We start from the raw sequence: 2,004 nt of genomic DNA, 5'->3' as shown, positions 1-2,004 counted from the left end.
GCTACGAAGTGCAGATCGAGGCCGAAGAACAGGGCGAACAGGCGGGCATCAAGTCGGCCACGATCCTGATCTCGGGTCCCAACGCCTATGGCTGGTTGAAGTCGGAATCGGGCGTGCACCGCCTGGTCCGCATCAGCCCCTATGACGCGGCGGCCAAGCGGCACACCAGCTTCGCCTCGATCGGGGTGTCGCCGGTCGTGGACGACGCCATCGAGATCGACATCAATCCGTCGGACGTGCGCACCGACACCTACCGGGCCTCGGGCGCCGGCGGTCAGCACATCAACAAGACGGACTCGGCCGTGCGTCTGACCCACGTTCCGACCAACACTGTCGTGGCCTGTCAGGCCGGCCGGTCGCAGCACCAGAACCGCGAACAGGCGTGGAAGATGCTGCGGGCGCGACTGTATGAGCTGGAGCTGCAGAAGCGCGAAGCCGTGGCCCAGGCCCTGGCGGACGCCAAGACGGACATCGGCTGGGGCCACCAGATCCGGTCCTATGTGCTGCAGCCGTATCAGATGGTGAAGGATCTGCGGACCGAGGTCGAGACCTCGGACACCCAGGGCGTGCTGGACGGCGATCTGGACGCCTTCATGGGCGCAGCCCTGGCGGCGCGCGTGGGTGAGACGCGCGGCTCGAACGTGGAATAGCGGTCTTGTCTCCCCCATCCTCGGATGGGGGAGACAAGACTTGCGGCGATCAGGCGGTCGGCTTGATCGAGACGACGTCCGACTTGGAGTCGGGCGCGGATCCGTTGGCCGGCGACGGCGCTGCGACAGGCTGAGGCGTCGGCTGCGGGACGACTTGAGACACGACGGGGGCGACGGCGGCGGGCGCCTGACGCTGGCCCTGGGCGACGCGGCCCTGGAAGAAGGCGCCGACGTCGATCGACAGCTGTTCGGCGGTGATGTCGCCGTCCACATAGGCGGTGGCGACCAGTTTCACCTGCTTGCCCTGGACGCTGCCGACGACGCGGCCGCGCACCTCGACATAGTCCGCCTGGACATTGCCTTCGACGGCCCCGGTCTCGCCGACGATCAGGCGGCCGACGCGGACGTCGCCCTTCACCTGGCCGTCGATCTGAAGGTCGCCGGCGCCCGAAACATTGCCTTCGAACACCAGGTCGGACGACAGGGTCGACAGACCGCGGCCGGTCGGCACGGCCGAAGGGGCGGCGCCGCCGGCGCGCGGCGCGGCGGGCATGTCCGGCAGCGGCGGGATGACCGGAGCGGCCGGGCGAGCCGACGGGGTCGGGCTCGAGGGTTTGCTAATTTTGTTGAACAAGTTGGTCTCCTGCTCTGAGGAAGCGTGCGGGGTTCTGGGGTCGGCCGTTCAGCCAGACTTCGTAATGGAGGTGGACGCCGGTGGAGCGGCCCGTCGTGCCCATCCCTCCGATACGTTGGCCGAGCGCGACCGACTGGCCGGGCTGGACCCCCAGGGTGTTGAGATGGGCGTAACGCGTCTTGAAACCGCGACCATGGTCTAGCTCTACAGTATTGCCATAGCCTGAACGGACGCCGACGAAGGCGACCACGCCGGGGGCGGTAGCGTAGATGGGCGTGTTCAGCGGAGCGGCGAAGTCCTGGCCCTGATGGACAGCGGGACGGCCGTTGAACGGATCGAAGCGGACGCCGAAGCCTGAGGTGGTGCGGGCCTGGGTCGGGCGTTTGAACGGCAGACCCTCGGCGGCGTCGGTCAGGGCCCGCATCTCGTTCAGATTGGCAGCGGCGTGGCGGATGCGGACGGCGAAGGGCTCGTCCACGTCCAGGATGGCGGCCAGGGCGCGGGGGTCGCGCGCCTCGACCAGGGGGCCGCCCAGGGGCTCGGACGCGGCCACATAGGCAGCCGGGTTCAGACCCGCCAGACGGAAGGCGAGCCGCAGGCGTTCGGCGCGGGTCTGGGCGAAGTCCTCGGCCCGGTCCAGCAGTCGCTCCTGATCCAGGCGGACCGCCAGGATCCGTTGGATCGGCGTGGCGTTGCCGGGGATGGCGGCGGGCGCCAGGG

3 protein-coding genes are annotated in these 2,004 nt (G+C 69.2%); 1 reads left to right on the top strand and 2 read right to left on the bottom strand.

Annotated features, from left to right (window positions below):
* On the top strand, nucleotides 1–650 hold a 650-nt coding region (locus Q7J26_RS12870; RefSeq protein ID WP_304936807.1), incomplete at its 5' end, for a peptide chain release factor-like protein.
* 49 nt (nucleotides 651–699) lie between these two features.
* Here Q7J26_RS12870 and Q7J26_RS12865 read toward each other — a convergent pair.
* Together Q7J26_RS12865 and Q7J26_RS12860 are read right to left on the bottom strand one after the other, a co-directional pair.
* Nucleotides 700–1,284 carry a polymer-forming cytoskeletal protein gene (locus Q7J26_RS12865; RefSeq protein WP_304936806.1) on the bottom strand — a complete coding sequence of 195 codons (585 nt, stop codon included), beginning with the start codon at nucleotides 1,282–1,284 and terminating at the stop codon, nucleotides 700–702.
* A partial coding sequence (locus Q7J26_RS12860; protein WP_304936805.1) for a M23 family metallopeptidase occupies nucleotides 1,268–2,004 on the bottom strand: 737 nt, incomplete at its 5' end. The genes Q7J26_RS12860 and Q7J26_RS12865, both read right to left, overlap by 17 nt.

It is taken from the genome of Brevundimonas sp. (genome assembly GCF_030656255.1).
Taxonomy (GTDB): Bacteria; Pseudomonadota; Alphaproteobacteria; order Caulobacterales; family Caulobacteraceae; genus Brevundimonas.
This window is presented reverse-complemented; position numbering and strand designations above follow the sequence as displayed.